Origin of the sequence: Streptomyces sp. NPDC001604, assembly GCF_042893475.1 — a bacterium.
GTDB lineage: Bacteria > Actinomycetota > Actinomycetes > Streptomycetales > Streptomycetaceae > Streptomyces.
Window position 1 is genome coordinate 1 of the sequence record NZ_JBIAUY010000053.1, and the last position, 1,359, is coordinate 1,359.

A 1,359-nucleotide genomic window follows, 5' to 3' on the forward strand; every position below is an offset into this window, starting at 1 on the left:
ACCTGGGGCATCTACTCCGGCTACGAACTGTGCGAGAACACCCCCCTGCGCGAGGGCAGCGAGGAATACCTCGACTCGGAGAAATACCAGCTACGTCCCCGCGACTGGGAAAGGGCCGAACGCGAAGGCCGCACCATCACCCCCCTCATCACCCGCCTCAACACGATCCGGCGGCGTCATCCCGCTCTTCAGCGCCTGAGGAACCTACGCTTCCACCACACCGACAACGACATGGTCATCGCGTACAGCAAGACCACGGGCCGGGACACGGTCCTCGTCGTCGCCAACCTCGACCCGCACCACACCCAGGAGGCCACGGTCTCGTTGGACATGCCGCAACTCGGTCTGGAGTGGCACGCATTCGCGTCCGCGCACGACGAACTGACGGGTGAGACCTATCACTGGGGCAGAACCAACTATGTGCGCCTGGATCCCGGGCGGGCCCCGGCACACGTGCTCCACGTCCAGCAGTCGTCCGCGTAGCCACCGATCGGAGATTCAGAGCGACATGACCGTCAACCAGCCCGTCCCGGACACCTTCGAGGACACTCCCGCCAAGGACCGGGACCCGGAGTGGTTCAAGCGTGCCGTCTTCTACGAGGTCCTCGTCCGCTCCTTCCAGGACAGCAACGGCGACGGCATCGGCGACCTCAAGGGCATCACCGCCAAGCTCGACTATCTGCAGTGGCTGGGCGTCGACTGCCTGTGGCTGCCGCCCTTCTTCAAGTCACCGCTCCGCGACGGCGGCTACGACGTCTCCGACTACACCTCGGTCCTGCCCGAATTCGGTGACCTCGCCGACTTCGTCGAGTTCGTCGACGCCGCCCACCAGCGCGGCATGCGCGTGATCATCGACTTCGTCATGAACCACACCAGCGACCAGCACCCGTGGTTCCAGGAGTCGAGAAAGGACCCCGACGGCCCCTACGGCGACTACTACATGTGGGCCGACGACGACAAGCAGTATGCCGACGCGCGGATCATCTTCGTCGACACCGAGGTCTCCAACTGGACCTTCGATCCCGTCCGCGGGCAGTACTTCTTCCACCGCTTCTTCTCCCACCAGCCGGACCTCAACTACGAGAACCCGGCGGTGCAGGAGGAGATCCTGGCCGCCCTCCGCTTCTGGCTGGACCTGGGCATCGACGGCTTCCGCCTCGACGCCGTGCCCTATCTGTACGCGGCCGAGGGCACCAACTGCGAGAACCTGCCCGCCACCCACGCGTTCCTGAGGCGTGTCCGCCGCGAGATCGACGCAATGTATCCGGACACGGTCCTGCTGGCCGAGGCCAACCAGTGGCCGGAGGACGTCGTCGACTACTTCGGCGATTTCCAGAGCGGCGGCGACGAATGCCACAT

2 protein-coding genes are annotated in these 1,359 nt (G+C 65.1%); both read left to right on the forward strand.

Annotated elements, in window-relative coordinates; all coding sequences use genetic code 11:
- A partial coding sequence (locus tag ACFY1E_RS47920; protein WP_389088935.1) for an alpha-glucosidase C-terminal domain-containing protein occupies positions 1-483 on the forward strand: 483 nt, incomplete at its 5' end.
- A gap of 25 nt (positions 484-508) precedes the next feature.
- Positions 509-1,359: alpha-amylase family glycosyl hydrolase (locus ACFY1E_RS47925; protein ID WP_389088938.1), on the forward strand; the 851-nt coding region annotated here is incomplete at its 3' end.